23 protein-coding genes are annotated in these 24,432 nt (G+C 68.6%); 15 read left to right on the forward strand and 8 right to left on the reverse strand.

Going from position 1 to position 24,432, the window contains the following annotated elements; translation table 11 throughout:
- The first annotated feature begins 76 nt into the window (after nucleotides 1-76).
- The 10 genes from ftsH to B9Y70_RS12760 all read left to right on the forward strand — a co-directional run bounded on the left by ftsH (nucleotide 77) and on the right by B9Y70_RS12760 (nucleotide 7,884).
- Complete coding sequence (gene ftsH / locus B9Y70_RS06000; protein WP_085549344.1) at nucleotides 77-2,512, forward strand: ATP-dependent zinc metalloprotease FtsH; 2,436 nt, start codon at nucleotides 77-79, stop codon at nucleotides 2,510-2,512.
- Between the two features lie 2 nt (nucleotides 2,513-2,514).
- Nucleotides 2,515-3,087, forward strand: coding sequence for a GTP cyclohydrolase I FolE (gene folE / locus B9Y70_RS06005; protein ID WP_085549345.1), 573 nt, complete (start codon nucleotides 2,515-2,517; stop codon nucleotides 3,085-3,087).
- Between the two features lie 4 nt (nucleotides 3,088-3,091).
- Entirely contained in the window at nucleotides 3,092-3,943 is an 852-nt protein-coding gene (folP, locus tag B9Y70_RS06010) for a dihydropteroate synthase (RefSeq protein WP_085549346.1), read from the forward strand.
- Nucleotides 3,936-4,328, forward strand: a complete 393-nt coding sequence (folB, locus tag B9Y70_RS06015) for a dihydroneopterin aldolase (protein ID WP_085549347.1) — start codon at nucleotides 3,936-3,938, stop codon at nucleotides 4,326-4,328. The genes folP and folB overlap by 8 nt, the downstream gene beginning before the upstream one ends.
- Nucleotides 4,328-4,813 (forward strand): 2-amino-4-hydroxy-6-hydroxymethyldihydropteridine diphosphokinase, encoded by a 486-nt coding sequence (gene folK / locus B9Y70_RS06020; protein ID WP_085549348.1) that lies wholly within the window; start codon nucleotides 4,328-4,330, stop codon nucleotides 4,811-4,813. The genes folB and folK overlap by 1 nt, the downstream gene beginning before the upstream one ends.
- Nucleotides 4,813-5,280, forward strand: a complete 468-nt coding sequence (locus B9Y70_RS06025; protein ID WP_085549349.1) for a DUF3180 domain-containing protein — start codon at nucleotides 4,813-4,815, stop codon at nucleotides 5,278-5,280. Before folK ends, B9Y70_RS06025 begins: the two co-directional genes overlap by 1 nt.
- A gap of 10 nt (nucleotides 5,281-5,290) precedes the next feature.
- Nucleotides 5,291-6,121, forward strand: coding sequence for a DUF6779 domain-containing protein (locus B9Y70_RS06030; protein ID WP_085549350.1), 831 nt, complete (start codon nucleotides 5,291-5,293; stop codon nucleotides 6,119-6,121).
- Between the two features lie 26 nt (nucleotides 6,122-6,147).
- Nucleotides 6,148-6,825: a 6PGD fold domain-containing protein gene (locus B9Y70_RS06035; RefSeq protein WP_159449787.1), complete on the forward strand. Its 678-nt coding sequence runs from the start codon at nucleotides 6,148-6,150 to the stop codon at nucleotides 6,823-6,825.
- Entirely contained in the window at nucleotides 6,822-7,625 is an 804-nt protein-coding gene (locus tag B9Y70_RS06040) for a pantoate--beta-alanine ligase (protein ID WP_085549352.1), read from the forward strand. The genes B9Y70_RS06035 and B9Y70_RS06040 overlap by 4 nt, the downstream gene beginning before the upstream one ends.
- 121 nt (nucleotides 7,626-7,746) lie before the next feature.
- On the forward strand, nucleotides 7,747-7,884 hold the full coding sequence (locus B9Y70_RS12760) for a hypothetical protein (RefSeq protein ID WP_159449788.1): 138 nt from the start codon (nucleotides 7,747-7,749) through the stop codon (nucleotides 7,882-7,884).
- 122 nt (nucleotides 7,885-8,006) lie between these two features.
- On the opposite strand, the gene B9Y70_RS06045 is transcribed toward B9Y70_RS12760, so the two are convergent.
- The 4 genes from B9Y70_RS06045 to B9Y70_RS06060 form a co-directional block, all read right to left on the reverse strand.
- Nucleotides 8,007-8,966 carry an ArsA family ATPase gene (locus B9Y70_RS06045; RefSeq protein WP_085549353.1) on the reverse strand — a complete coding sequence of 320 codons (960 nt, stop codon included), beginning with the start codon at nucleotides 8,964-8,966 and terminating at the stop codon, nucleotides 8,007-8,009.
- Nucleotides 8,957-9,220 carry a cory-CC-star protein gene (locus B9Y70_RS06050; RefSeq protein ID WP_085549354.1) on the reverse strand — a complete coding sequence of 88 codons (264 nt, stop codon included), beginning with the start codon at nucleotides 9,218-9,220 and terminating at the stop codon, nucleotides 8,957-8,959. The genes B9Y70_RS06045 and B9Y70_RS06050 overlap by 10 nt, the downstream gene beginning before the upstream one ends.
- Nucleotides 9,221-9,222: 2 nt before the next feature.
- Complete coding sequence (locus tag B9Y70_RS06055; protein WP_085549355.1) at nucleotides 9,223-10,938, reverse strand: carbon starvation CstA family protein; 1,716 nt, start codon at nucleotides 10,936-10,938, stop codon at nucleotides 9,223-9,225.
- A gap of 246 nt (nucleotides 10,939-11,184) precedes the next feature.
- Entirely contained in the window at nucleotides 11,185-13,278 is a 2,094-nt protein-coding gene (locus tag B9Y70_RS06060; RefSeq protein WP_085549356.1) for a PhoX family protein, read from the reverse strand.
- Nucleotides 13,279-13,489: 211 nt separating this feature from the next.
- On the opposite strand from B9Y70_RS06060, the gene B9Y70_RS06065 reads away from it, so the two are divergent.
- Nucleotides 13,490-14,665, forward strand: a complete 1,176-nt coding sequence (locus B9Y70_RS06065) for a globin domain-containing protein (RefSeq protein ID WP_085549357.1) — start codon at nucleotides 13,490-13,492, stop codon at nucleotides 14,663-14,665.
- Nucleotides 14,666-15,282: 617 nt separating this feature from the next.
- Here B9Y70_RS06065 and B9Y70_RS06070 read toward each other — a convergent pair.
- Genes B9Y70_RS06070 through B9Y70_RS06080 form a run of 3 tightly spaced genes read right to left on the reverse strand, consistent with a single transcriptional unit; the run spans nucleotide 15,283 to nucleotide 16,953 of the window.
- Nucleotides 15,283-15,786, reverse strand: a complete 504-nt coding sequence (locus B9Y70_RS06070; protein ID WP_085549358.1) for a DUF456 domain-containing protein — start codon at nucleotides 15,784-15,786, stop codon at nucleotides 15,283-15,285.
- Nucleotides 15,787-15,795: 9 nt separating this feature from the next.
- Nucleotides 15,796-15,990 (reverse strand): type II toxin-antitoxin system antitoxin, encoded by a 195-nt coding sequence (locus tag B9Y70_RS06075; protein ID WP_085549359.1) that lies wholly within the window; start codon nucleotides 15,988-15,990, stop codon nucleotides 15,796-15,798.
- Nucleotides 15,991-16,953 (reverse strand): SPFH domain-containing protein, encoded by a 963-nt coding sequence (locus B9Y70_RS06080; protein ID WP_085549360.1) that lies wholly within the window; start codon nucleotides 16,951-16,953, stop codon nucleotides 15,991-15,993.
- 115 nt (nucleotides 16,954-17,068) lie between these two features.
- Between B9Y70_RS06080 and lysS the strand changes: the two genes are divergently transcribed.
- Nucleotides 17,069-18,637: a lysine--tRNA ligase gene (gene lysS / locus B9Y70_RS06085; RefSeq protein WP_085549361.1), complete on the forward strand. Its 1,569-nt coding sequence runs from the start codon at nucleotides 17,069-17,071 to the stop codon at nucleotides 18,635-18,637.
- Between the two features lie 498 nt (nucleotides 18,638-19,135).
- Complete coding sequence (locus tag B9Y70_RS06090) at nucleotides 19,136-20,557, forward strand: MDR family MFS transporter (protein WP_275886735.1); 1,422 nt, start codon at nucleotides 19,136-19,138, stop codon at nucleotides 20,555-20,557.
- Between the two features lie 52 nt (nucleotides 20,558-20,609).
- Here the strand turns inward: B9Y70_RS06090 and B9Y70_RS06095 are convergent, their stop codons facing one another.
- Nucleotides 20,610-21,143: a CAP domain-containing protein gene (locus B9Y70_RS06095; RefSeq protein ID WP_085549362.1), complete on the reverse strand. Its 534-nt coding sequence runs from the start codon at nucleotides 21,141-21,143 to the stop codon at nucleotides 20,610-20,612.
- A gap of 226 nt (nucleotides 21,144-21,369) precedes the next feature.
- On the opposite strand from B9Y70_RS06095, the gene B9Y70_RS06100 reads away from it, so the two are divergent.
- Nucleotides 21,370-24,093, forward strand: a complete 2,724-nt coding sequence (locus tag B9Y70_RS06100; protein WP_085549363.1) for an ATP-dependent Clp protease ATP-binding subunit — start codon at nucleotides 21,370-21,372, stop codon at nucleotides 24,091-24,093.
- A 158-nt stretch (nucleotides 24,094-24,251) separates the two neighbouring features.
- Nucleotides 24,252-24,422 carry a DUF4236 domain-containing protein gene (locus B9Y70_RS06105; RefSeq protein WP_082028445.1) on the forward strand — a complete coding sequence of 57 codons (171 nt, stop codon included), beginning with the start codon at nucleotides 24,252-24,254 and terminating at the stop codon, nucleotides 24,420-24,422.
- Nucleotides 24,423-24,432 lie beyond the last annotated feature (10 nt).

Here is a 24,432-nt window from a genome sequence, read left to right on the forward strand (position 1 = left end):
ACGCCTGTGCGTTGAGCAGGAAGTACGTGGGACGAAGACGAAAGGCACTGGTCGCGCTGCCCGGCGGCCGTAATACATGAGCAACAAGAGAATCCTCCAGATCGGCCTGATCTCCGCCATCGCGCTGGTCACCATCTTCGTGTTCAGCCTGCTCACCGACGACACGCGCGGCTTCCAGCGCGTGGACACCTCCGTGGCGATGACGCAGCTGCAGAACAGCAACGCCAGGGAGGTGCAGATCGACGACCGCGAGCAGCGGATCCGCATCGAACTGCGCGAGCCGATCACCTACGAGGAGCGGGAGGGCGTCGAGGAGATCATCGCCCAGTACCCCGCGCGCACCGCGCCGCAGGTGTTCGATGCCGTCCAGGCCGCCGAGCCGGACGAGTACAACACCAAGGTGACGCAGGACAGCTTCCTCATGAGCATGCTCGGCTTCCTGCTGCCGATGCTGCTGCTGTTCGGCCTCCTCTTCTTCTTCCTCACCCGCATGCAGGGCGGCGGCGGCATGTTCGGCTTCGGCGGCTCCAAGCACAAGGAGCTGACGAAGGACATGCCGACGAACACCTTCGCGGACGTCGCCGGCGCGGACGAGGCCGTCAGCGAGCTCGAGGAGATCAAGGACTTCCTCCAGGACCCCACCCGCTACCACGAGCTCGGCGCGAAGATCCCGCGCGGCGTGCTGCTCTACGGCCCGCCCGGCACCGGCAAGACCCTCCTGGCCCGGGCCGTCGCCGGTGAGGCCGGGGTGCCGTTCTACTCCATCTCCGGCTCCGACTTCGTCGAGATGTTCGTCGGCGTCGGCGCCTCCCGCGTGCGTGACCTGTTCAAGCAGGCCAAGGAGAACAGCCCCTGCATCATCTTCGTCGATGAGATCGACGCCGTCGGCCGCCAGCGCGGATCCGGCATGGGCGGCGGCCACGACGAGCGTGAGCAGACCCTCAACCAGCTGCTCGTGGAGATGGACGGCTTCGGCGACCGCGAGGGTGTCATCCTCATGGCCGCCACCAACCGCCCGGACATCCTCGACCCGGCGCTGCTGCGCCCCGGCCGCTTCGACCGGCAGATCCCGGTGACCAACCCGGACCTCAAGGGCCGCGAGATGATCCTCTCCGTCCACGCGAAGGGCAAGCCGCTGGGCCCCGACGCGGACCTCAAGGCCCTGGCTAAGCGCACTGCCGGCATGTCGGGCGCGGACCTGGCCAACGTCCTCAACGAGGCCGCCCTGCTCACCGCCCGTATCGGCGGCAACGTCATCACCGCCGACGCCCTCGAGGAGGCGACCGACCGCGTCATCGGCGGCCCCCGCCGCGAGGGCAAGGTCATCTCCGAGAAGGAGAAGAAGGTCACCGCCTACCACGAGGGCGGGCACACCCTCGCCGCGTGGGCGCTCAAGGACATCGAGCGCGTGTACAAGGTCACCATCCTCGCCCGTGGCCGCACCGGTGGCCACGCCATGACGGCGCAGGAGGACGACAAGGGCATGTACAACCGGGACGAGCTCTTCGCCCGCCTCGTCTTCGCCATGGGCGGCCGCGCCGCCGAGGAGCTCGTCTTCGGCGAGCAGACCACCGGCGCTTCCGCCGACATCGAGCAGGCCACCAAGATCGCCCGCGCCATGATCACCGAGTACGGCATGTCGCCCACCCTCGGCATGGTCAAGTACGGCGAGGAGCAGGGGGACCCCTTCTCCGGCCGCCCCGGCGGCGGGACGCTCGCCGTGTCCCCGGCGGTGGCCGCCAAGATCGACGACGAGGTGCACCTGCTTCTCGACGCCGCGCACCGCCAGGCCTACGACATCCTCCACCGCTACCGCGACCACCTGGACACCCTGGCGGAGAAGCTCCTCGAGAAGGAGACCCTCCGCCGCCCGGACCTCGAGGTCATCTTCGACGGCATCGAGCCGATGGACGCGCCGGACATCTTCCCGCACGCCGAGAACCGGTTCCCGCAGCAGGCGGACCGAGAGCCGGTGAAGACCCCCACCGAGCTGGCCATCGAGCGCGGCGAGGAGCCGCCGAAGCGCTTCTCCCTCCTCGAGGCGTCCCAGCAGGCCCGCGCCAAGCGCCTGGCCCAGCTGGAGTCGCAGAAGGAGGCGGGGGAGAAGGCGGGGGAATCGGAGGACACCTCCGACACCCCCGACACCTCCGACACCTCCGACACCTCCGACACCGAGGGCCGCCACCGCGCCCCCGAGCCCGCCCCCACCGGCGCCCGCTACGGCGGCACCCCGCCGCCGGCGGACTGGACCGCGCCGGGCTGGCCGCCGAAGGACAACCCCTACGCCTCCGCCGGGGAGCACCCCGGCATGAAGAACTACGGCCCGGCCCCCGCCCCGCAGCAGGGACCGGAACCGGAGCGTCAGCCGGAGGCCGAGACCGAGGTCATCGGTTTCCGCCTGCCGGACCATGAGCGCCCGGAGTACGGCGCGGAGCGCACCGAGGGCCAGCCCGAGGAACGCCCCGCCCCCGCGGCCGACGACGTCGCTGACCCGGACCACCATAAGGAGTAGACATGACCAACGCTTTCGACCAGGAGCGCGCTGAGGCGGCCGTCCGGGAACTGCTCATCGCCGTCGGCGAGGACCCGGACCGCGAGGGCCTGAAGGACACCCCGGCGCGGGTCGCCCGGGCGTACCAGGAGGTGTTCGCCGGGCTGCACTCCGAACCGACGGACGTCCTCGAGCGGACCTTCGCGGAGGACCACCAGGAGCTGGTCCTCGTGCGCGACATCCCGATCTACTCGACGTGCGAGCATCACCTCGTGCCCTTCTACGGCAAGGCCCACATCGGTTACATCCCGGGGAAGAGCGGGCACGTCACGGGTCTGTCGAAGCTGGCGCGGCTGGCGGACATGTACGCCAAGCGCCCGCAGGTGCAGGAGCGGTTGACGTCGCAGATCGCGGACGCGCTCGTCGATAAGCTGGGCGCGCAGGCGGTCATCGTGGTCATCGAGTGCGAGCACCTGTGCATGGCGATGCGGGGCATCCGCAAGCCGGGGTCCACGACGACGACCTCCGCGGTGCGCGGCGGGTTCAAGACCTCCGCGGCGTCCCGCGCCGAGGTCCTCAGCCTGATCCGGGGGTAGGGGGATGCGGGTCGCAGATCTCACCGTGCCGGGCCGCTGCCTGGTGATGGGCATCGTCAACGTCACCGAGGACTCCTTCTCCGACGGCGGGCGCTGGCTGGACATCGACGCCGCCATCGCCCACGGGCGGGAGCTGGTGGAGCAGGGCGCGGACATGATCGACGTCGGCGGTGAGTCCACCCGCCCGGGTGCCACGCGTGTCGACGCCGGGGTCGAGGCCGCCCGCGTCGCCCCCGTCATCGCCGCCCTCGCCGAGGAGGGCATCCCCACCTCGGTGGACACCATGCGCGCCTCCGTGGCGGCCGCCGCGGCGGAGGCCGGGGTGCACATGATCAACGACGTCTCCGGCGGTCTGGCGGACCCGGACATGTACCGCGTCATGGCGGACACGGACCTGCCGGTGTGCCTCATGCACTGGCGCACCGTCCAGTTCGGTGACGCCGCCGGGCAGGCCGACCACGGCGGGGATGTCGTCGCCGACGTCCGCGATACCCTGGCCCGCCTGGTCGACAACGCCCTGGCCGCCGGGGTGGCCAGGGACAACGTCGTGCTGGACCCGGGCCTCGGGTTCGCCAAGTCCCGCGAGGACAACTGGGCCCTGCTCAACCATCTGCCGGAGTTCCTCGCCGGGGAGTTCCCCGTCCTCGTCGGTGCCTCGCGCAAGCGTTTCCTCGCCGGGGTCCGCGCCGACCGCGGCCTCGAGGGTGTGCCCGCGGACGCCGACCCGGCCACCGCCGCCGTCACCGCCATCTCCGCCCAGATGGGCGCGTGGGGGGTGCGGGTGCACAACGTGCCCGTCTCCCGCGACGCCGTCGACGTCGCCGCCCTGTGGAACGCGGGGGGCGACCGTGGCTGACCGCATCGAACTCACCGGCCTGGAGTGCTTCGGCCACCACGGCGTCTTCGACCACGAGAAGCGGGACGGCCAGCCCTTCATCGTCGACATCACGTGCTGGCTGGAGTTCAGCCCCGCGGCCGCCGACGACGACCTCAGCCTCACCGTCAACTACGCGGAGCTCGCCCAGCTGGCCGTCGAGGTCGTGGAGGGGGAGCCGCGGGACCTCATCGAGACGGTCGCCGTGGAGATAGCGGAGCGCGCCATGGCGGGTTTCGACATCCTCCACGCCGTCGAGGTGACGATCCACAAGCCGGAGGCCCCCATCCCGCACGCGTTCCAGGACGTGGCGGTGGTGGCGCGGCGCTCACGGAAGCGTCGAGAAGCCCGGTACAGGTTCGCCTGATGCGCGCCGTGCTGTCGATCGGGTCGAACATGGACGACCGGTGGGCGCTGCTGCGCGGGGTCCGCGACGAGTTCGCCGCCGAAATCGTCGCCGCCAGCCCCGTGTACTCCACCCCGCCGTGGGGCGTCACCGACCAGGACGAGTTCCTCAACGCGGTGCTCATCGTCGACGTCGACCAGACCCCGCTGGAGCTGCTGCGCCGCGGGCAGCGCCTCGAGGAGGCGGCCGAGCGGGTGCGCGTGCGCCGCTGGGGGCCGCGCACCCTCGACGTCGACGTGGTCACCGTGTCCGACCCCGAGGAGATCACCTCCGACGACCCGGTGCTCACCCTCCCGCACCCGCACGCCCACGAGCGCGCCTTCGTGCTCGTCCCGTGGCTGGCGGCGGACCCGGAGGCGACGCTGGGCGGACGGGGCGTCGGGAAGCTCCTGGCGACGCTCGACCCGGACGAGGTCGCCGGCATCGTGGAAGTGGGGGAGCTGTAGTGCAGAAGACGTCGATCGCCGGGCTCATCGCCGCCGGCGGATTCACCGCCGCAGTCGCAGCCATCCTCACGTGGCGGTTCTACGGGTCGATGACGACGATCCCGGTCACCGTGTCCGTCACCCTGTGGGTGCTGGCGTTCGTGTGCGTCGTCCTCGCGTGGCGGGTGCGCGACCGCAAGGAGGACGGCGGCATCGGCCAGGACCGCTCGCAGCTCAGCCCGGTGACGGCGGCGCAGTTCCTCGTCGTCGGCAAGGCGGCGGCGTGGACGGGGGCCATCATCGGCGGCGCGTACGTCGGCATGGCCACCTATATTCTCCCGCGAGCCGACGACCTCATCGCCGCCTCCGATGACCTCCCCGGAGTGCTCGCCTCGGCGCTCGGCGGCATCGCCGCGTCGGTCGCCGGCGTGTACCTCGAGCGACACTGCGAGACGCCGCCACCCGCCGACGGGGAACTGGCGGGTTAGAGTGGGACACATGACTGAGGAGCAAGGTGGTGTGGACCGCGGCCAGGTGATGCTGGTCGTGTTGATCGCTCTCGCGTTCATCGCGAGCATCGTCATGCTGTTCACGGACAGCGACGGGGCGCTGAAGATCGCGCTGCTCGCTGCGCTGTGGGCGGCCATCATCGGGTTCTTCCTCGTCTTCCGCTACCGCCGTGACGCCGAGGCCGCCCGCCGCGAACTCGCCCACAGCACCGAGCTGCACGACGCAGAGGTCGCCCGCGCCGAAGCCGAGCGCGAGGCCCGCATGGAGGCCCGGGAGCTGCGCGAGGCGCAGCGCTCCCGGGACACCGCCGTCCTCGAGGACATCCAGCGGGAGCTGGCGGGTATCCGCGCCCAGCTGGAGAATCTCGCCGGCCGCGAGTTCGAGTACGAGCCCGCCGCCCTGCGCGCCGAGGCCCGCCGCATCCGTGAGCTGGAGAGCGTCACCCTCGACGAGGAGGTGGACGAGCCCGCCGAGTCGGAGGTCCCCGAGCCGGACACCACCCGCTACTTCGGCGCCCCCTCCCCGGACGCCGTCGCCGGCCGCCTGGGGCAGCAGCCCTCCCGCCCGCAGGCCAACCCGCTGGCGGACCTCATCAAGGAGAAGCAGGTCGCCGAGACCCGCACGTTCGACACCGGGTCCTTCCAGGCCGTGTCCTGGGAGCAGGGCGGGGACCGTCATGTGGCGGAGGAGCCCGCGGTCGTCGAGAAGCATGAGGCGCCGGAGGCCGAGCACCGAGGCCGTCGCCGCCGCGACGAGAACACCGGCGGCCTCACCGTCGCCGAACTGCTCGCCCGCGCCCGCGAGAACAAGGACTCCTAGTGCGGGCCCCGCGGATGCGGGTGGGCGTGTACGGCGACTCGCGGACGTCCTCCCTGCCTGACCTGCTGTCGAAGGTCGGCCATGACGTGTCCTATATGGACTACGACCCGGCCCCGCCCGCCTTCGAGGAGCTCGACCTCGTGGTCCTCGAGGTCCGCGACACCCTGCTGGAGTCCGCGATCGAGCGACTCGCGGAGCGCGCCCGACGCGGGCAGATCTTCATCCACACCTCCCTGCAGCACGGGGTGCTCGTCATGGACCCGCTGGAGGTCACCGGCGCGGTCGTCATCGCGATGGGGGAGCTCAGCCCCACCCGCTGGGCCGTGACCACCGTCGACGAACTCGGGGACACCATCGCGGAGCTGCTGCTCGGCGAGCTCGGGGCCAGCGGGGTGCGGTGCCTCGACGAGGACCGCGTCCGCCTCGCCGCCGCCATCACGTACGTGGAGGCCGTCAACTCGCTCCACTGGGACGCCGTGCGCATGCTCGGTGAACTGGTCGGCGACACGCAGGAGGCCGACGACATCGCCGCCTCCCGCGGCAACCTGTCCCGGCTCCCCGACGCCGCGTCCCTGCGCGCCCAGTGGCAGGCCATCGACAACCCCGGCCAGGCGCGCGCGTTCCGGCAGGTGCTGCGCCGCGTCGCCGAGACCCGGCACAACCAGGACATCGAACTGTGGGCCATCCAGGAGGAGAAACTGTGAGCTTCGAAGCAGGTCAGGCGCGGGAATTCACCGTGGAGCAGGTCGGGGTGCTGGCGCGCGCCATGCGGAAGACGGGCCGCCCCGTCGTCCTCGTGCCGCTGGGCACCGGCCTCCACGCCGGGCACCTCGCGCTCATCCGCGCGGCGCAGCGCATCCCCCGCGCCGTGGTCATCGCCGCCTACGCCGGCTCCGACCGCACCCTGCTTGTCGACGCCCACGTCGACGCCATCTGCACCTACACCCAGGATGAACTGTGGCCACGCGGCCTGCGCACCCTCGTCCAGCCCGTCGACCACGACCTCGAGTCCGTCGAATCGCTCGCCATGCAGCTCACCCTCGAGCTGACGCTCATCAACGTGGTCGGGCCGACGGATGTCGTCGTCGGTGAGAAGGACTACGAGCAGATGCGGGCCCTGCAGTCCGCCATCACCGACCTGCACCTGCCGGTGAAACTGCACGGGGTGCCCACGGTGCGCATGCCCGACGGTCTGGCCCTGTCCCTGCGTAACACCCGCGTGGAGGAGTCCGCCCGCGACCAGGCCCTCGCCCTGGCCGCCGCACTCACCGCCGGGGCGCACGCCGCCGAACACGGTGCCGACGCCGTGCTCTCCGTCGCCCGAACCGTCCTGGAGGAGGCGGGTGTCGACGTCGACTACCTCGAGATCCGCGGCCTCGACCTCGGCGACGCCCCCGCGCAGGGGGACGCGCGCCTGTTCGTCTCCGCCGTGGTCGGCGGGGTGCGGCTCACCGACAACGTGGGCCTGCCGCTGGGCATCGGCTTCCGCAACATCGAGGGCTGATGATGATCGGGCTGACCGGGTTGACCGGGCTGGCCTTGGCTGTCACGGTCGTCGCGATGTGGGGCGACTGGCGGTGGCTCTTCGCCGTGGGGTGCGTGGGGCTGCTCGCCCTCGTGGTGGCGTGGCCTCCGTGCTGTGGGCCCGGACGGTGCCGGACAGCACCGTCTTCCACCCCGTCATCGCCTCCCACGTGCTGGCCCTGCTGTACACGGGTCTCGCCGTCTCGGTGGCGGCGTGGCGGTGGGCGGGGCGTCGATAAGCGGCAAGAAAGGCCGCGAAGCCCCTGATCCGTTGCTGGACAAGGTGCTTCGCGGCCTTCTTTGCCGCCCCGGGCTTCCTGCTGTGGAACCACCAGCCCGGCGGGACCGGTGTGACTGCCGGCTAGAGAAGCCCGGCGAAGGCCTCCACCTCGTCGAGCCCGCTGACATCGCGGGGGAGGAGGGGGAGCTGGATGACGGGGACGTCGATACGCAGCTTCTGCAGGGCCGCATCCTCGAGGGAGCGGCGCTCCGCGAGGAACTCCCCCTGGTCCGCGGGGGAGCGGCGGTTGACCACCAGGCCGCCGACGCGCACGCCGGCTGCCTGCAGTTCCGCGTGGAACTCCCCGGTCTCGAGCACCGGGAGACGTTCCGCGGTGAGGACGATGAAGAAGACGCACTGGGCGGGGTCGCGCAGGACGTCGCGCAGTTGGGTGAACCGCTGGCGGCGCTTGAGCAGGATGGAACGCAGCTGCTGGTTACGCCGGTCGACGGGATCCTCCGCGGCGGCGACACGGTCGCGGCCGGTGGGGGACAGGCCGCGGACGACGGCCGAGAGGTGCTCGGACCTGTCACGGCGGTCGAGCAGTCCGTCCGTCCAGGCGGCCATCAGCTCGGGCAGCTCCATGAGGCGGGAGGTGTGGCCGGAGGGGGCGGTGTCGAAGACGACATGGTCGTAGTCCTCGGACCCCGCGACGATCTCCGCGATGCGCTCCAGCACCGCCGCCTCGTGCGTGCCCGGCGACTGGGCGGAGAGCTCCAGGTGCTTACGGACCTCGCCGTGGAGGTGCTCCGGCATCATCTGCCGCATGGTGTGGCCGACTGCCTTGAGGTGCGCGGCGGTGGTCTCCGCCGGGTCGAGCTCGAGGACGTCGAGGTTGTCGCGGACGGTGGTGACGCGGTCGCCGATGCGCTGCTCCCACAGGTGCCCCAGGTTGTGCGCGGGGTCGGTGGACACCAGCAGCACGTGGCGGCCCGCGGCGGCCAGGGCGGTGGCGGTCGACGACGCGATCGTCGTCTTGCCGACGCCCCCCTTGCCCCCGAAGAAGACGATGCGGGTCGAACCGATGAGGTCTAGCAGCACTGTATGTTCTCCAGGGGTGAATGCTCCATGCCCATGCGGCGGTGCCAGGCGTGGAAGTCCTCGTAGACGATGGGCAGGAGTTCCAGGGTGTAGTAGCTGGCCGGGTTCGGGACACCGAGGGCCTCGGAGAGGACGAGCATCATGAACAGGTCGTCCTCCTGCTGGCGTGCCTTGATGAAGGTCGCCCGGTACGGGCCCGCGTAGTACTCGGTGAGCCCGTCGCTGAAGGCCTTCAGTTTCTCCCGGAACGACACGGCTACAGTTTCTTCGCAGCGACGACGGGGGCGGGGGCGTCGGTGTCGTCGTCGGACCAGACGACCGGTTCCTCGTTGCGGGCGCGGTTCATGGCGGCGAAGGCCTCGACGGTTACCCAGATGGCGCAGACGATGATGACGAGGTCGATGACCAGCAGCAGCCAGTTCTGGGTGTCCCAGAAGCCGCGGACCTGGACGATCGCGGCCCACAGGGACACGGTCATGACGAACACCAGCGGGATGAGCACCGGCCACGTCGGGCGGCGCAGGCGGGTGAGGATGACCGTGATGATCGCCAGGGACAGTGCGGCCATGAGCTGGTTCGTCGTGCCGAACAGCGGCCAGATGAGCATGCCGCCGGAGCCGTCGCCACCCGCGGAGAAGGTCAGGGCCAGGGCCACGGCGATGACGATCGCGGTGGCGGCCAGGGCACCCAGTTTGACGCCCATGATCTCACCGATCTCCTGGACGACGAAGCGCTGCAGGCGCACGCCGGTGTCCATGGTCGTGGCGGCGAAGAGGACGGCCATGGTGGCCAGGATGGTGGCGGACAGGGAGGTCGGGATGCCGAGGCCCTCGTTGATGAGGGCACCACCACCGGCGACGAAGGCATTGACGCCGCCGTCGTTGAAGGCCTGGTAGATCTCCTCCCAGTCGGCGAGGGTGCGGAAACCGGCGGTGGTGGCGATGATGGTGCCCAGAGCCAGCAGGCCCTCACCGACGGCGCCGAAGTAGCCCACGAAGCGGGCGTCGGTCTCCTTGTCCAGCTGCTTGGAGGAGGTGCCGGAGGCGACGATGCCGTGGAAGCCGGAGATCGCACCGCAGGCGATGGTGACGAACAGCAGCGGCCAGATCGACGGGGTGCCCTCCGGGACGTTGGTGTTGATCGCCGGTGCGACGATGGTCGGGGCGGTGAGCAGGAACGACAGGTAGAGGATGCCGAGGCCGACGAAGAGCTGCAGGCCGTTGATGTAGTCACGCGGCTGGAGCAGGACCCACACCGGCAGGAGGGAGGCGATGCCGCCGTAGATGAACAGCAGGATGATCCACACGGCGTTGGGGGCCAGGCCGAAGGTGGACTCCGGCAGGGTGATCGGGAACATGTCGCCGATGATCATGAGCGCGTAGAGGACGACGACGCCGACCACGGAGACGAGCGGCAGGTTCCACTTGAAGCGGTAGATGGCCTGGCCGATGAGCAGGGCCACGATGATCGCACCCCACGTCGGGATGACGGCGGTCGGGGTGGACACCAGCAGGTTGGAGATGACCACCGCGAACGCCGCGACGACCATGAGCAGCAGCAGGAAGATGACCACGAGGAACAGGTTGCGGCCCCGGTTGCCGATGTAGCGGCCGGACAGCGTGCCGATCGACTGGCCCTTGTGGCGCTGGGAGGCCCACAGGGCGCCGAAGTCGTGCATGCCGGCGATGAAGACGGTGCCGATGGTCACCCACAGGAAGGCCGGGAACCAGCCCCAGATGACGGCGACGGCCGGGCCGACGATGGGGGCGGCACCCGCGACGGAGGTGAAGTGGTGGCCCCACAGGACGTACTTGTTGGTGGGAACGTAGTCGACGCCGTCGGTCATGGTGTGCGCGGGCGTCTTGTACGCATCGGAGAGCTGGTAGACCCTGTTCCCCAGGAAGCGGGAGTACAGGAGATAGCCTCCGATCATCATGCCGACGCCGATGACGGCCAGGATCAGTGAGTTCATGGAACTTCCCTTAAGGGGTCTCAGGGCGGCTTTGGGGGTGTCCCGGGGCCGCCGGTCATCATTGTTCGGAAAATAGATTCTCATATGGCTGTGGTGAAGGTCACTGGAAGGGTGGTCCGGTGGTCCGGGATCGGATGCCCATTCCTGCGTTTTTGCTGCATAAACGCGGTGTTGTCAGACCAAAGGGGCGGACATGAAAACACCCCCGGGGGTGCCGGGGGCGGGAACTTTCAGGCTGGTGCGTCGTTAAGCCTTCTCGACGCCGATCTCGCCGCCGTCCTGCTTCCACACGACCGCGGTCGCCGGGCGCGGGACAGCGGAACCGCCGTCCGGCCAGTGCGAGGACGGGGACTCGACGGTCGCCTCGTCCGTCTCGCCCGGGTGCTGGACGTTGACCAGGACACGCTGCTTGTCGACGATCGGGCCGCAGGTCTCGGCCGCGTAGGGAACCGTGAGGAAGCACTTGAGCTCACCGCGGTTCTCTCCCTCGACGGCTAGGGCGTACAGTCCGTCGTTGGAGCCCAGGGCGTTGCCGTCGGTGGAGATCCACAGGTTGCCGTGCTCGTCGAAGGCGAGGTTGTCCGGGCAGGAGATCGGCGAGACCTTCTCCTTGTCGAAGCCGCCGAAGTAGGTGTACGCCTCCTCCGGGTCACCGCAGACGAGGATGAGGTTCCAGGTGAAGGCCTCACCGGCGTGGTCGTCGTCGATCTCCATGACGAGGCCGTTCTTGTTCTCCTTGACCGGGGCGTGCTCCATGACGTCCTCCTTCGACTTCTCGGCGGCGCCACGGTACTTGTTGTTGGTCAGGGCCATGTAGACCTTGCCGGTGACCGGGGAGGCCTCGACGTCCTCCGGGCGGTCCATCTTGGTCGCGCCCACGGCGTCGGCGGCCTCACGGGTGAAGATGGCGACCTCCTCGGCGGTGAAGCCGTCGACGTGGGACTCGGCGTTGCCGTCCTCGTCCACGGTGAGCAGCTTCTCCCAGCGGCCCTCGCCGTCGAAGGCGCCGTCCTTCGGCAGCTCGCCGGACCCGTCGATCTCGGACTGCGGGGAGTTGCCCTCCATGACGGCAACGTAAAGGGTGCCGTGGTCCATGAGGGTCATGTTGTGCGCGAGGTTGCCCTCCTCCACCTGGCGGGAGGAGACGAACTTGTAGAGGTATTCGAAGCGGGCGTCGTCACCGGAGTAGCAGACGACGGTGCCGTCGTCGGTGATGTGGATGTTGCCGGCCTCGTGCTTGAAACGCCCCAGGGCGGTGTGCTTGATCGGGGTGGACTCCGGGTCCATCGGGTCGATCTCGATGACGTAGCCGAAGCGGTTGACCTCGTTGGGCTCTTTGGCGACGTCGAAGCGGTCGTCGAAAAGCTCCCACTTGCGCTCGGAACCCTCCTCCGGGATACCGAGGCGGTCGAGGGAGGCCTTGGTGCGCTCGTCCTCGACGGAGGCGGAGTTGGCGAAGTACTGGTCGAAGTTCTCCTCGCCGGAGAGGATGGTGCCCCACGGGGTGACTCCGCCGGCGCAGTTGTTGAGGGTGCCCAGGACGGTCACGCCCTCCGGGTCGGCGGAGGTCTTGACGTAGTCGGAGCCGGCGACCGGGCCGACGAGCTTCATCGGGGTGGTGGCGGTGATGCGGCGGTTGAGCGGGCCGAACTCGCGCTTGAGCTCGCCGGTGTCGCCGACCTTGGAGACCTCGAGGACGGTGAGGCCGTGGTTGGCCCAACCGATCTTGACCTGCTCCTCGGTCGGGTTGTCGGCGTCATAGCCCGGGTGCATGTGTGGCTCGGTGGTGTACTCGTGGGAGCAGACGTAGACGAGGCGGTTGTCGTTGGTCGGGTGGGGGAGCAGGCCCGCGAAGTCGTTGTTGAAGCCGAACTGCTGCTCGGCGGCCGCGGCGGTCTGGTTGTCGACGTCGAACTCCGGTGCGCCCTCGATGACCGGGTCGCCCCAGGCGATGAGGACGGACTGGGCGTAGCCGGCGGGGACGACGAGCTCGTCCTTCTCGTTCGGCTCGACCATCTCGAACTGCAGGCCCTTGCCGGAGGTGTGCTCGGAGCTGGAGTCGGATGCGGAGGAGGAGGCGCCCGCGGCGGTGGTGGAGGACGAGGCGGCCTCGTTGGCCGGGGAGCAGGCCGCGAGGGCGGCGCCGCCACCGACGGTCAGCACGGTGAGGCCACCGGCCTTGAGTGCGGTGCGGCGGGACATGAGGTCACCGAAGTAGGGGTTGTCGGACTTGTTGTCGCACTCGCCGAAGCAGGCGTTGCCGCACTTGTAGGTGCAGGTGATGGAGCTGCGCGAGGAGGTGAACTTGCTGCTGAAAAGGTTCAGGCCCTTGAGGGACATGACGACTCCCGATGACTCTAGAGAGATTGATATGACCTCGGAAAATATAGGGAGCTCGGATGTCTGTTCGGCAATAGTGGGATGAATTGTCGTTGAATTTCCAGTGAAGTGTGTGGCGCGAATCTCAGGCGTTCGGCTATTAACTACGGAAAAAACCGTTTAATATCGGTCGGCAGGACAGAGATCCCGACCCCTCACCCAAGGAGCCCTCTTGTACACCACCGCCGTCCCCACCGCCCGCGACCGCAAGCTCACCCCGGAGCACGAGGAGATCGTCAAGGCGACGCTGCCGGCCGTCGGCGCCAACATCGCCACCATCGCGCAGACCTTCTACCGCACGATGTTCGGCAACCACCCCGAGCTGCTGGCCAACACCTTCAACCGCGGCAACCAGAAGTCCGGCGAGCAGCAGAAGGCCCTGGCTGCCTCCGTGGCCACGTTCGCCACCATGCTCGTCGACCCCAACGCCCCCGACCCGGTCGACCTGCTCGCCCGCATCGGCCATAAGCACGTCTCCCTCGGCATCACCGAGGACCAGTACCAGATCGTCTACGAGAACCTCTTCTCCGCGATCGCCGAGGTCCTCGGCACGGACGTCGTCACCGAGGAGGTCGCCGCCGCCTGGTCCGAGGTCTACTGGATCATGGCCGACGTCCTCATCACCTACGAGAAGGAGCTCTACGCCTCCGACGGCGTCGACAACGGTGACGTCTTCCGCGAGGTGACCGTCGTCGACAAGCAGGAACTGACCGACACCGTCACCACCTACACCCTGGAGGGCGACCTCACCGAGGCCCGCCCCGGCCAGTACACCTCCATCGGCGTCGTGCTCGCCGACGGTGCCCGCCAGCTCCGCCAGTACTCCATCATCGGCCAGGAGCCGGGCCGCTACACCATCGCCGTCGAGACCGAGGGCGAGGTGTCCACCCACCTCCGCGAGAAGGTGCAGGTCGGCGACACCATCCAGGCCACCCTCGCCGCCGGCGACCTCGTGCTCGTCGACGACGACACCCCCGTCGTTCTCGTCTCCTCCCGCATCGGCTCCACCCCGATGGTCGGCATGCTCTCCCACCTCGCCGCCACCGGCTCCGGCCGCCGCGCCACCTACCTCCACGCCGACGACTCCGAGGCCGCCCACGCCCAGCTCGGCCAGACCACCGCCCTGCTCGAGCGCCTGCCCGAGGTCACCGTCGCCCACAGCTACCGCTCCAACGGAGAGCTTGTCGACGTCGCCTCCCACGACATCGCCGGCTCAGACGTCTACCTCTGCGGCGGCACCGAGTTCCTCCAGGCCATCCGCCGCGACCTCGCCGCCCTGCCGTCCGAAAAGTCCCCGAAGTCCGTCCACTACGAGCTGTTCTCCCCGAACGACTGGTTGCTCGGGTAGGGCGCTTCACCTCAGTGTCATGTGCGGGACTGGCGATATTAATCCCGTAGTCAGTTCCGTTTAACAACGCGCACGTGCCTTCACGGTGTGGCCGTACCTCGGGATGAGGATCCCGATCGGCCCGGTTTCTGCGAGCCTCGAGCTCGCATTTTCCATGTCGTCCTTCGAACACTGATCTAAGGAGGCACATGTCCGCGTTCCGTCGTATTCCCCGTACAGTTCTCGCCACCGCCGCAGGTGCGGCCCTCGCAGTCGGCCTCGTCGCCCCGGCCGCCGCCTTCCCGGGTTCCTCCGCCCTCGGCTCCAGCTCCACCGACATCTCCAGCCAGATCATCGGTGCCGGAGAGCCGAACAACATCATCTACATGATCGGTGACGGCGTGGGCTACAACCACGTCGCCGCCGCCAACCTGTACGACTCCGGCCAGACCCGTTACCAGGTCGAGGGCGAGGTCGGCTCTTCATCGACAAGGTCACCGTCGCCGAGCTCACCCTCGACAAGTGGTGGGCCCGCGGCTAACACCCGCCGCTGTCCATCTGGACCTGACGTTAATCGCCCAGATCCGGCTCTTCCTGGGATTTTGCGGATCCAGTGTCAGGTTCAAATGGACGGCCCCCTAGGTGAGGTGCACGATCGCACCGACCACGAAGGCGAAGGTGGCCAGCGAGGCGCAGGCGCACTCGAGCAGCATGCCGAATCCCATGGACTTCATGGCCTCGACGGACGATCGCCACGCAGCGGACAGATCCCTCCGGCGGGCGTACTCGGCGAGCAACAGGCCGAGCGCGAAACCAAGGAACAGCCCCACCACCGGCACGATGAACATGCCGACCACACCGACGATGACGCCGATGATCATCGGGCCCCGCGGGATCTGCTCCCGGCGCATTTTCCGGCCGGTGAGGATGGCGGAGGCGCTCATGCCCACCACGGCCAGTGCGATGCCGATCAGACCGGCGGTCCACGACGCCGTCGACCCCAGCACCCACGCCCACACGAGCAGGGTGCCGATGGTCAGCAGGGAACCCGGCAGAATCGGGAAGATCGTTCCCATTACGCCCACGATCAGCAGGAGCGCGGCCGCGCCGGTGGTGACGGCTTCGAGAGTGGTGGTGTCCATGCCCCGAGGTTAATCCTCTTTCGGGGGCCGACCGCGGCGGGGCAGGTCGCCGACGTTGCGGGGGAGGCGCCCGGCACGTCGGAGGGAATCGCGCAGCATGACCTCGATCTGGGCGTTCACGCTGCGGGCCTCATCGCCCGCCCACCGGGCGATGGCCTCGTGCACCGCCGGGTCGATGCGCAGGGGGATGTTCTTGCGGGCCATCTAGGTGTACAGGCTACCCGTGTTGATCATCGGCTGGGCGTTGGTGTCGGAGCACAGGACGACCAGCAGGTTGGACACCATCGCGGCGCGGCGCTCGGGGTCGAGATCGACGATCTGCTTCTTCTCCAGCTCGTCGAGGGCGGACTCGACCATGGAGACGGCACCGTCGACGATGGTCTCGCGGGCGTCGACGATGGCACCCGCCTGCTGGCGCTGCAGCATCGCCTGGGCGATCTCGGGGGCGTAGGACAGGGCGGAGATGCGGGCCTCGAGGATCTCCAGGCCGGCGATGCGGACGCGGGCGGCGACCTCGTCGGCGAGTTCGCGGGAGACCAGGTCGGTGGAGCCGGAGAGGGAGGGCAGGTGGGCGGTGCCGCCGTCGTAGGGGTGGCTGGTGGCCACGTGGCGCAGGGCGGACTCGGACTGGGAGTGGATGAACTCCTCGACGTCCTCGACGGAGAAGGTGGCCTTGGCGGTGTCGGCGACCTGCCAGACGATGATGGCGCCGATCATGATCGGGTTGCCGTTGAGGTCGTTGACCTTGATCTGGTTGGTCTCGAAGTTGCGCACGCGCACGCTCACTTTCCTCGAGGTGGCCAGCGGCGGCACGAGGGACAGGCCGGTGTGGTGGTTGGTGCCCAGGTAGCGGCCGAAGAACTGCACGACGTGGGTGTGGCCGGGTGAGATGACCCGGATCATCGGCAGGAGGATGACGGCGACGAGGATGGCCAGGATGCCGAGGATGATGAACGGCACACCCGTCTCGCCGGAGTCGGCGCGGACGCCGCCCCAGATGGTCAGTGCGGTGCCTCCGACCAGGAGGGTCAGCGCTGCGACGAGGACGAGGGCGGCCAGTCCGGTGCTGCCGGACCAGGCGGGGCGTTCGGTGATCTCCACCTTGCCGCCGTCGTGTCCGACGGGGCGGTCGGCGACCTCGGCCTCGGGGACGTGCGGGGTGCTCATGATGACTCCTTCCGGGGTGACGTAATCTGATATCAGAATAAAGGAATCTGATATCAGATTACAAGGGTCGCCACGATTCAACCGCCACCCTGCCCATCGACTACCCTTGGAAGCCGTGACCGAGCAGAAGAATCCCCAGGACCTCCCCGAACAGCTGCGCATCCGTCGTGAGAAGCGTCAGAAGCTCATCGACGCCGGCGTGGAGCCCTACCCCGTCGCCGTCGACCGCACCGTCTCGCTGCGTGATCTGCGGGCGAAGTTCGAGGTGGTGGGGGAGGACGCGGACGTCGATAAGCGGGACGGCGTGACCTACCTCGCCCCGGGCGAGGAGACCGACGTCGAGGTGGCCGTCGCCGGCCGCCTCATCTTCATGCGCAACACCGGCAAGCTGTGCTTCGCCACGCTGCAGGACGGCGACGGCACGCACCTGCAGGCGATGCTGTCGCTGGCCGAGGTGGGCCAGGAGGCGCTGGATTCCTGGAAGGCCGACGTCGATCTCGGCGACTTCGTGTCCGTGCGGGGCCGGGTCATTGCTTCCCGACGCGGCGAGCTGTCCATCATGGCCTCCTCCTGGCAGATGGCCGCGAAGGCGCTGCGCCCGCTGCCCGTCGCGTTCGCCGACATGTCCGAGGACACCCGCGTGCGCCACCGCTACACGGACCTCATCATGCGTGAGCAGGCCCGCACCAACGCCATGACCCGCATCAAGGTGATGCGCGCGCTGCGTAACCACCTCGAGGGGGAGGGCTTCGTCGAGGTCGAGACCCCCATGCTGCAGACCCTCCACGGCGGCGCCGCGGCGCGCCCCTTCGAGACGCGGTCCAACGCCCTCGACATCGACCTCTACCTGCGCATCGCGCCGGAGCTGTACCTCAAGCGCTGCGTGGTCGGCGGCATCGACAAGGTCTTCGAGGTCAACCGCAACTTCCGCAACGAGGGCGTCGACTCCTCCCACTCCCCGGAGTTCGCCATGCTGGAGACCTACCAGGCGTGGGGCGACTACAACACCGGCATGCGCACCATCCGTGAACTCATCCAGGCCGTGGCCATGGACGTGTTCGGCACGCACGTGGTCACGCTCGCCGACGGCACCGACTACGACCTCGGCGGTGAATGGCCGGAGATCGAGATGTATCCCTCGCTCAACGAGGCGCTCCAGCGCAAGTACCCCGGCCAGCCGGAGGTCACCATCGACTCCACCGTGGAGGAGCTCAAGGCCATCGCCGACGCCATCGGCCTCGACGTGCCCGTCAAGGGCGGCTGGGGCCACGGCAAGCTGGTCGAGGAGATCTGGGAGCTGCTGTGTGAGGACCAGCTGGACGGTCCCATCTTCGTCAAGGACTTCCCGGTCGAGACCTCCCCGCTCACCCGCCAGCACCGCTCCAAGCCCGGTGTCACCGAGAAGTGGGACCTCTATGTCCGTGGCTTCGAGCTGGCCACGGGCTACTCCGAGCTCGTCGACCCGGTCATCCAGCGCGAGCGCTTCGAGGATCAGGCCCGCCTGGCCGCCGGCGGTGACGACGAGGCCATGGTCCTCGACGAGGACTTCCTCGCCGCCATGGAGCAGGGCATGCCGCCGACCTCCGGCATCGGCATGGGCGTCGACCGCCTCCTCATGGCCCTGACCGGCCTGGGCATCCGCGAGACCGTCCTCTTCCCGATGGTCAAGCCGGAACAGAAGTAGGCCGCGGGGCGCTCAGGGCCTGCCCTGACCCCGCCCGAGGGCGGCTGGTCGGAGAGTTCGCTGAGGGCGGGGGCAGCGTCGACAAGTACAGGACCGGCATGGATCCTGATGTCTGACCACGCACTCGCGGCGCCGCCTTCTCCGTCGAGCGCCTGACCACGAACGCCAAGACCCGGTGCAGCATCACACTCGAGGTGGTGTGCGGCACCGCGCGCGATCCCGGGCACGCCGCCCACCTACATCTGCATTTACTGGTGCGCCGCGCTGTCGCTCGTAGCGTGGGGGTGGCAATCTCTGAAACCTAGCGGAACGGCACCGACTCCTGCTGGGGCGTGGTGGTCTTCCGCATGCCGGACTTCATCGGCGTGGAGGCACCGCGTTACAGCAGTTTCCTCAGTTCATCGGGGGTGGGCATGGGTCCAGGCTACGTCGATTAGCGCGGAGGCGCGGCAGGCGTTAGTCTGTTCCTCTTTCATATGGATACATAGAGAGGTTTGCGTGAGCACCGCTAAGAAGCAGGCCCTGCCCGCCGACGTCAAGATCATCCTCATCGTCCTCGTCGGCGCGGCACTTGTGATGTTCCTCAACGAGACCATCCTCTCGGTGGCCCTGCCGTCGATCATGGCGGACTTTTCCATCCCCGCGACGACCGCCCAGTGGCTGACCACCGGCTTCATGCTCACCATGGCGGTGGTCATCCCGACAACCGGCTGGATCCTGCAGCGCTTCACGACGAAGCAGGTGTTCCTCGCCGCCGTCACCAGCTTCCTGGTGGGCACGGTCGTCGCCGCGTGGGCACCGACCTTTATCGCGCTGCTGGTGGGCCGCATCGTCCAGGCGACGGGCACGGCGCTCATCATGCCGCTGCTCATGACCGTCGCCATGACCGTCGTGCCCGCCAACCGACGCGGCTCCATCATGGGCGTCATCTCCATCGTCATGTCCGCGGCCCCGGCCCTCGGGCCCACCGTCTCCGGATTCATCCTCAACCGTTTCACCTGGCACTGGCTGTTCTGGCTGGTCGTCCCGCTCATCGCGGTGGCGCTGGTGGTGGGCGCGGTGTTCATCCGCAACATCGGCGAGACCTCGCGCTCGCCGCTCGACCCGCTCTCCGTCGTGCTGGCCGGCCTCGGTTTCGGCGGCCTCGTCTACGCGCTGAGCACCCTCGGCACGAACCCGACCGTGGCCGTCGGGGTGGCCGTCGTCGGTGCGCTCTCCCTGGCGGTGTTCGTGTGGCGCCAGATCCGCCTGGAGACGCCGCTGCTCGACCTGCGCCCCTTCACCATCCGCAACTACACGCTCTCCGTCATCGTGGCGCTGCTGCTCATGGGCACCCTCCTCGGCGTGGCCATGGTGCTGCCGATCTACCTGCAGACCGCCCTCGGCGTCACCGCCCTGGTCACCGGCCTGCTCGTCATGCCCGGTGGCCTCGCCTCCGGCATTCTCGCCCCCTTCATCGGCCGCCTCTACGACCGCGTCGGCCCCCGCCCGCTGGTCATCCCCGGTGCGCTGCTGCTGTTCGGGGCCGTGTGGGCGATGACCCGCCTCGACATCAACTCCACCACCACCGAGGTCATCATCATGCACATGGTGTTCTCCCTCGGCCTGGCGCTCATGATGACCCCGCTCATGACCACCGCTCTGGGGTCGCTGCCGAAGCACCTCTACGGGCACGGCTCCGCGATCCTCAACACCCTGCAGCAGCTGGCCGGTGCGGCCGGTACCGCGATCCTCATCGCGGCCCTGTCGTTCGGCACCCAGGCCGCGATGTCCGGGGGAGCGGACCTGGCGCAGGCCACCGCCGACGGCGCGCACTCCGCGTTCATCGTCGCCGGGGTCATGGCGGCGCTGGTCCTCGTGGCCAGCCCCTTCGTGACCAAGGTCGCCGAGGAGCAGCAGGAGGAGGGGCAGGCCTCCTGATTCCTCCCGGCGCCGCGGTGAGGGCCGGTGCCGCGGTGAGCGCCGGGGAGCGTCAGAACGCGGCGAAGTTCTGCGTGGCGTAGACCTCGCCGCGCGCGCTGACGGCCCAACCCACGCCGATATGCGTGAAGTTCGGGTTGTCCAGGTGCTGACGGTGCGACGGGGAGTTGATCCACGCCTGCAGCATGTCGCGCGCCGCGACCTCCCGGCTGAACATGCCGACGTTCTCCGCGGCCTGCCGCCAGGCCGCCGGGTAGGCGTCGCGGTAGCCGGGGTTGTGGCGCAGGGTGCGCTGCTGGGCCATCGTCTCCGACCACGACTGGGCGACGCCGTCGAGGGTCGGGTGGGGTGCCAGCGGGGCCAGGCCCTGCGAGGCGCGGTAACGGTTGGTCTCGTCGAGCAGCGCCTGCTGCATGCCGGAGGCGCTCGACGTCGCCGGCACGGTCGGCAGGCCGGCGACCGAGGAGCCCGGGAACGGCAGGCCGGGGAAGGCCGGGAATGCGGGTAATGCGGCGGCCGGGGCGGCCTGGGTGGACAGGGCGAGGGCGGCGGCCAGCACCGGGACGGCGAGACGGCGGATGCGCATTGCAGGACTCCTTATATCGCTTTTCCGCGATGGTAACAGAGAGATAACGCAACGCGAGGGGCCCGTGTGGCGCGTGGGACTCGGGGCTGTTCGCTAAAGGCGTACATGCCTCTGACCTGCGGTTTCATGCCGGTACTGGCACTTGAAACAGGAGAGTGCAAATAGATTGGTCGTCCCGCGCGTTAGAGTGGGTGACAAGTTAGACACAAAGGTTAGGGGTACGGACATGTTCGAACGGTTCACCGACCGTGCGCGCCGCGTCATCGTTCTGGCGCAGGAGGAAGCACGGCTGCTCAACCACAATTACATCGGCACCGAGCACATCCTGCTCGGACTTATCCACGAGGGTGAGGGTGTCGCCGCGAAGGCCCTGGAGTCCATGGGCATCTCGCTCGACGCCGTGCGCCAGGAGGTCGAGGAGATCATCGGTCACGGCACCCAGCCGCACACCGGTCACATCCCCTTCACCCCGCGCGCCAAGAAGGTCCTCGAGCTCTCGCTGCGCGAGGGTCTGCAGATGGGCCACAAGTACATCGGCACCGAGTTCCTGCTCCTCGGCCTCATCCGTGAGGGCGAGGGCGTGGCCGCCCAGGTGCTGGTGAAGCTCGGCGCGGATCTGCCGCGCGTGCGTCAGCAGGTCATCCAGCTGCTCTCCGGCTACGAGGGTGGCCAGGGTGGCTCCCCGGAGAACACCCCCGAGCAGGGTGCGGGCCCGGTCGGTGCCGGCACCGGTGCCGCCCGCGGCGGTGCCCAGCAGGGCGGCCCCGGCGACCGCTCCAACTCGCTGGTCCTCGACCAGTTCGGCCGTAACCTCACGCAGGCGGCCCGGGACGGCAAGCTCGACCCGGTCGTCGGCCGTGAGAAGGAGATCGAGCGCATCATGCAGGTGCTCTCGCGTCGTACCAAGAACAACCCGGTCCTCATCGGTGAGCCCGGTGTGGGTAAGACCGCCGTCGTCGAGGGCCTGGCCCTGGACATCGTCAACGGCAAGGTCCCGGAGACCCTCAAGGACAAGCAGGTCTACTCCCTCGACCTGGGATCCCTCGTCGCCGGTTCCCGTTACCGCGGTGACTTCGAGGAGCGCCTGAAGAAGGTGCTCAAGGAGATCAACCAGCGCGGTGACATCATCCTGTTCATCGACGAGATCCACACTCTGGTCGGCGCGGGTGCCGCTGAGGGCGCGATCGACGCAGCCTCCCTGCTGAAGCCGAAGCTGGCCCGCGGTGAGCTGCAGACCATCGGTGCCACCACCCTGGACGAGTACCGCAAGCACATCGAGAAGGACGCCGCCCTCGAGCGTCGTTTCCAGCCGGTGCAGGTGCCGGAGCCCTCCGTCGAGATGACCATCGAGATCCTCAAGGGGCTGCGCGACCGCTACGAGGCGCACCACCGCGTCTCCATCACCGACGGTGCCTTGGCCGCCGCCGCCAACCTCTCCGACCGCTACATCAATGACCGCTTCCTGCCGGACAAGGCCGTCGACCTCATCGACGAGGCCGGTGCCCGCATGCGCATCAAGCGTATGACCGCCCCGGAGGGTCTGCGGGAGATCGACGAGCGCATCGCCGACGTCCGCCGCGAGAAGGAGGCGGCCATCGACGCGCAGGACTTCGAGAAGGCCGCGGGTCTGCGCGACAAGGAGCGCAAGCTCGGCGAGGAGCGCTCCGAGAAGGAGAAGCAGTGGCGCTCCGGTGACCTCGAGGAGATCGCGGAGGTCGGCGAGGAGCAGATCGCCGAGGTCCTCGGTTCCTGGACCGGCATCCCGGTGTTCAAGCTCACCGAGGAGGAGTCCTCGCGTCTGCTGCGCATGGAGGATGAGCTGCACAAGCGCATCATCGGCCAGGACGAGGCGGTCAAGGCCGTCTCCCGCGCCATCCGCCGTACCCGCGCGGGCCTCAAGGACCCGAAGCGTCCCTCCGGTTCCTTCATCTTCGCCGGCCCGTCCGGTGTGGGTAAGACCGAGCTGTCGAAGGCCCTGGCCGAGTTCCTCTTCGGCGAGGACGACGCCCTCATCCAGATCGACATGGGTGAGTTCCACGACCGCTTCACCGCCTCCCGCCTCTTCGGCGCGCCCCCCGGCTACGTCGGCTACGAGGAGGGTGGCCAGCTCACCGAGAAGGTCCGCCGCAAGCCCTTCTCCGTCGTGCTTTTCGACGAGATCGAGAAGGCCCACAAGGAGATCTACAACACCCTCCTGCAGGTCCTCGAGGACGGTCGTCTCACCGACGGCCAGGGTCGCGTCGTCGACTTCAAGAACACGGTGCTCATCTTCACCTCGAACCTGGGCACGCAGGACATCTCGAAGGCCGTCGGCATGGGCTTCTCCGGCTCCGCGGAGACGGACTCCGACGCCCAGTACGAGCGCATGAAGAACAAGGTCCACGACGAGCTGAAGAAGCACTTCCGGCCCGAGTTCCTCAACCGTATCGACGAGATCGTCGTCTTCCACCAGCTCACCCGCGAGCAGATCGTGGAGATGGTGGAGCTGCTCGTCGGTCGCGTCGAGAAGGCCCTGGCCACCAAGGACATGGGCATCGAGATCACCGACAAGGCCAAGGCTCTCCTGGCCCAGCGTGGTTTCGACCCGGTCCTCGGTGCCCGTCCGCTGCGCCGCACCATCCAGCGCGAGGTCGAGGACGCCATGAGTGAGAAGATCCTCTTCGGCGAGCTCGGTGCCGGTGAGATCGTCACCGTCGACGTCGAGGGCTGGGACGGCGAGTCGAAGGACACCGACGGTGCCTCCTTCACCTTCACCCCGCGCCCGAAGCCGCTGCCGGAGGGCACGTTCTCGGAGATCTCTCCGGAGGCCGCCGAGGCGGTGCGTGACGTGGAGGCTGACCCGGAAACCATCACCCCGGACGTCCCCGACGTCCCGGAGATCACCGATGACCTGTCCACCGGCCCCGACGAGGGTCCGGCCGGTGGGGCGGCCCCGGCCCCGCAGTCCTAAACCGCTTATCGACGCCCGCTTCCCACCCCAGGGGAGCGGGCGTCGCTGCCGTTTCTGCACGAGCTCACCTGCACGGTGTTCAATTCTCTGCAGAATCCCTGTTCGCCACTTGTATGTACGTCAGGTTTTGCATACGGGGTCGAACTAGACTGGCCGCCATGGGCATCACGTACCGCAAGCGCAAGAAGATCGGCAAGAACTCCTGGATCAACGTCTCCGGTTCGGGAGCCTCCGCCTCCACCCGCATCGGCCCGGTGACCATCAACTCCCGTGGCGGCATCTGGGTGAAGCTGCCCGGCGGCCTCAACTACCGTGGCAGGTGGAAATAACCGCCCTCTG

The organism is Corynebacterium pollutisoli, assembly GCF_900177745.1.
Lineage (GTDB): Bacteria > Actinomycetota > Actinomycetes > Mycobacteriales > Mycobacteriaceae > Corynebacterium > Corynebacterium pollutisoli.